Below are 3,709 nucleotides of genomic sequence, written 5' to 3'. Positions count from 1 at the left end.
GTGGCGGCGTAGCGCCAAGCTCAAGCAGGGAAAATATCGGCCGCTGCGGCCCTTCGCAGGAGCTTAACGGGTTTTATATTCCGTTTTCTGAGGGGACCCCTATATAGACCTGACGCGACAGGCTTCTGAGAAAGCCTAGTCGGCGGCGCGCTGTGCGATGGCTGGGGAGTCGCAGGCGCCGCGAAGAACGGTACGGTAGAGAGGGCCGCGGCTGTAGGTATCAAGGTGATGGCTTTGCGTTCTACGGGATAACAGACGCCGGCATTGGCACATCCCTGGAACGTGCTGATGACCTGGAACGAATGGGGTGGCGTACCGACGAAATGCACGGGCACCCGAACGGTGGTGGTTACCCCTTCATAGACCGCGAGGGTTCCCACGCCTGGAATATGCAGCGGCTTTCCAGGTGGCAAGTGATAGGGACCAAGACGGACGCTTGTAGGAGAAACCTGCAGCGTAATGCGGTTGCGGTACAAATGATAATGTGGCGCAGCCGTCCATTGCAGCACGATCTGGTTGTCGGGCGCCATGTGTGCTGTGAATCGAAAGGCTTTTGCCGGCGCCAAAAAAGGGGAACTCTGAACAATGGGGGGGACGAATGCCGTACTGGCACAGGCGTTTGGAATGGATAACAACGCCTGGAAGATGATGACAAAGCCAACCAGAACCCCTGCATGTTTGCTCGCCCATCTAAGCACTCCAACCTCACCATTCTTCGCAAATAAAGAAAATTGTAAACTGGTAGACAAGCGTCATATCCATCGGTTCCCGCCTAAAAACTCAGCACTTCATCAGCCTCGGTCATCCAACTGGAGAGCCCCTTCATAGAGCTTTTCTGGACGCCATCAGGAAGCTGCTTCATCCCTTGTGCTTGCAGCGAACTGCCGCAGCACTGAACTTCCAAACCCAACGCCAGCAATTCCAGCAGTAAGTCAGGGGGCTGCTTGAGCAGAAGCACCCCCTCTCCAGCGAGGAACATGCGAACCTCCTTGTTGTCTGCCAGCATCGCTCCCGCGAGCCGCACGGCAGTATCCGCACGGGGGTTTGTGGAGTGAGGGCCAGCATGCAACACAATCAAAGCTATCGTCATCAGCTTTCTCCTACGGTGCGTGAGTGGGTTTCCTGTACCGCCAGGGCGATCCACAGGCCGGAGCCCGCGACAATGCCGGCCGTAATCCAGATGGCGGGCAAGATTTCGTCACTCCATTGGGCGACCAGCCCCAGCAGCAATCCGCCGATGGCATAACCCGTATCGCGCCAGTAGCGATAGACACAGAGGATGCGCCCCCGCTCCAGCGGCGGGGCCGTGTCGGACATGGCGGCGACCAGATTCGGATACAGGAGCGCCATGCCCAGGCCCATGATCAGCGCCGCCAGAACCCACAAAACAAAGCCTTGCACCAGGGCGGTGGTCACCAAGCCCGCAGACAACAGGAAGAAGCCACTGACGATGGGAATCTTGCGCCCGATACGATCGGCCAGATGACCGGTCCAAAACTGACACAGGCCCCAGACCATAGCGTAGATACCGGTGATCCAGCCGATGGCCACCACCCCCATGGCGTGCTGCAGGAAGTAGAGCGGAAAGAGTACCCAGACGAGGGTGTCGGCCACCTTGTTGGCCACCCCCGCCTGACAAAAGGCGCGGTAGCGTGGGTTCCGGAAAGAGACATCAATAAAGCCGTGCATCCAGCCTGCGGTAGCCGGGGGCGCAGATACGGGATGGGTGGCATGCTCGGCATGGACCCAGGCGATGGTATCGCGCACCCGCACCAGCAGTACCAGGGCGATCAGGATGGTGCCCAACCCGAAGAGCAGTAAGGCCCAACGCGGGCCATAGAGCACCGCCAGATAACCGGTGGCGAGACCCGCGAGACCCATGCCCACATAACCCGCCGCCTCATTGATCCCCACCGCCAGACCCCGCTGCCGGCTGCCCGCCAGGTCGATCTGGCTGGTCACCGTCATGGTCCAGGTGAAGGCTTGGTTGATGCCGAGAAAGACGTTGGCGGCGATGATCCACCACCAGTTGGGGGCGAAGAAGATCAGCACGGGGATGGGGATGCCGGCGATCCAGCCGAACAGCAGGACACGCTTGCGCCCAATGCGATCGGAAAGGGTGCCCGCCACCAGATTGAGCGCCCCTTTGACCAGGCCAAAGGAAATCACGAAGCTCGCGAGAAAGAGAAACGCGCCCTTGGTCACCCCGAAATCGTGGGCGAGGGAAGGCAGCACCGTGCGCTCCATGCCGATGACCAGCCCGACAAAAAATACCTGCATGGTCTGCAGCAGAAATTGACCACGGTTGCGAGCGATGCCTCGCACATGCTGGGAGGAACCTACTGAGGAACGGCTCATGGGGTACGACTCTTGCGGATCGGCATCACTGCCGCCAGTGCCGTCTGCTGGGTTTTCGAGGTAATTTGCATCTGGTCGAGGATGAGTTCGCGAACAATCTCGCAGGTTTCCAAAACCTTGGGACTGGTCAATCGGTAATGACAGAAGGTTCCACATTTTTCGCAGTGGACTAGGCCCCGTGCCTTGAGGACGTTGAGGTGCTGGGAGAGGTTGGCCTTTGAGAGCCCGGTCCGTTCTGCCAGCTCTCCGGCACTGTGTTGCTCTTGGCCCAAAAAGTGGATGATCTCCAAGCGCTTGGGGTGAGCAAGGGCAGCGAAGACCTCAGCAAAGAGGGCGAAACGTACTGTCTCCTCGTTCATGGCATTTTCCCTAGATTTGTGGCGACGATCCGTGCCATTTCTGCGGGTTTTTCCGGAATCGTTTCCGTAAGTTCCTGCACGAAGCGATCGCGGTCCATACTGAGAAATGGATCCCAACGCTTCTCGAAGCCGATTGTCGAGGAAGGTTTCCCAGAAAGTCCCGCGCCACACACGCTGCCAGCGGCATGCCCCGGAAAAATTTCCAGATCATCGGCTAACGGCAAGAGCTTTTGCTGCAAACTATCATAGAGTTGATGGGCCATTTCCTCCGGAGTTCCTCCAAGGTCTGGCCGACCTACGCCGCTAACAAAGAGAGTGTCTCCGGTAAGGACAAACCAGGGATCTTGACTACGGCGCAAGTCACTGACCAGCAGACAGATGCTGTCTTGCGTATGACCTGGCGTATGGAGCACCTGGGTCACTACATTGCCCGTCTCCAGAATTTCCCCATCGTGCAATCCACGGATGGGAAAAGAAACCAGGCTTTCATCGGTCTCATACATGCAATAGGGGGCATCGGCGCGTTGGGCCAGTGCACGCCCCCCAGAGAGGTGATCCGCATGGATATGGGTGTCAATAACAAAGCTGATGCGCACTGCAGCCTTCTTCGCCTCCTCCAGGAACCAGTCTTCATCACCTGCAGCGACATCTACTGCCACCGCGAATCCTTTGCCACCACAGCCGTAAAAGTACGAAAGCGTGCCGTCGCTATGGCTCAGTTGTTTGAAAAACATGTTTCACCTATTCGTTAGTTTCGATATTTGTAAACTATAAGTGGCGCCAACCAGTTGTCAAGCACAACTCCAGGTATCGTTCTACGGCTCGAGCATCGGGATCAGGCGATCGCGGAAATCCTGTAAAGGGGCAGTTTCCGTCACGTAAAGGTTTGGTCGCGAAAACTGCTGCTTGACGGTCGTCGAAAAGCATGGATACTTTACAAAAGGTTAGTACTGCCAGTTGCAAAGAGCAGCTCGGAGAGTAGGCAATGCCCC

General features: G+C 57.4%; 5 protein-coding genes. All 5 read right to left on the bottom strand.

Annotated elements, in window-relative coordinates; genetic code table 11:
• Nucleotides 1-20: 20 nt before the first annotated feature.
• From AB4090_RS14825 to AB4090_RS14805, 5 genes are read right to left on the bottom strand one after another with little or no spacing between them, the layout of a single operon-like run.
• Nucleotides 21-749 carry a protein-disulfide reductase DsbD N-terminal domain-containing protein gene (locus AB4090_RS14825; RefSeq protein WP_369574654.1) on the bottom strand — a complete coding sequence of 243 codons (729 nt, stop codon included), beginning with the start codon at nucleotides 747-749 and terminating at the stop codon, nucleotides 21-23.
• Between the two features lie 23 nt (nucleotides 750-772).
• Nucleotides 773-1,090, bottom strand: coding sequence for a DsrE family protein (locus AB4090_RS14820; protein WP_369574653.1), 318 nt, complete (start codon nucleotides 1,088-1,090; stop codon nucleotides 773-775).
• On the bottom strand, nucleotides 1,090-2,358 hold the full coding sequence (locus AB4090_RS14815) for an MFS transporter (protein ID WP_369574652.1): 1,269 nt from the start codon (nucleotides 2,356-2,358) through the stop codon (nucleotides 1,090-1,092). The genes AB4090_RS14820 and AB4090_RS14815 overlap by 1 nt, the downstream gene beginning before the upstream one ends.
• Nucleotides 2,355-2,717, bottom strand: coding sequence for an ArsR/SmtB family transcription factor (locus AB4090_RS14810; protein WP_369574651.1), 363 nt, complete (start codon nucleotides 2,715-2,717; stop codon nucleotides 2,355-2,357). The genes AB4090_RS14815 and AB4090_RS14810 overlap by 4 nt, the downstream gene beginning before the upstream one ends.
• Nucleotides 2,714-3,451: an MBL fold metallo-hydrolase gene (locus tag AB4090_RS14805; RefSeq protein WP_369574650.1), complete on the bottom strand. Its 738-nt coding sequence runs from the start codon at nucleotides 3,449-3,451 to the stop codon at nucleotides 2,714-2,716. The genes AB4090_RS14810 and AB4090_RS14805 overlap by 4 nt, the downstream gene beginning before the upstream one ends.
• Nucleotides 3,452-3,709: the final 258 nt, after the last annotated feature.

The sequence above is a fragment of the Acidithiobacillus sp. IBUN Pt1247-S3 genome (assembly GCF_041146875.1).
Lineage (GTDB): Bacteria > Pseudomonadota > Gammaproteobacteria > Acidithiobacillales > Acidithiobacillaceae > Igneacidithiobacillus.
The sequence above is the reverse complement of the archived record's forward strand: the minus strand, read 5'-3'. Positions and strand labels throughout refer to the sequence as shown.

Bases quoted from the DNA above. Each gene is read 5' to 3' on its own strand.
- AB4090_RS14820 (WP_369574653.1), bottom strand. From the start codon at position 1,090: ATGACGATAGCTTTGATTGTGTTGCATGCTGGCCCTCACTCCACAAAC.
- AB4090_RS14815 (WP_369574652.1), bottom strand. From the start codon at position 2,358: ATGAGCCGTTCCTCAGTAGGTTCCTCCCAGCATGTGCGAGGCATCGCT.
- AB4090_RS14810 (WP_369574651.1), bottom strand. From the start codon at position 2,717: ATGAACGAGGAGACAGTACGTTTCGCCCTCTTTGCTGAGGTCTTCGCT.
- AB4090_RS14805 (WP_369574650.1), bottom strand. From the start codon at position 3,451: ATGTTTTTCAAACAACTGAGCCATAGCGACGGCACGCTTTCGTACTTT.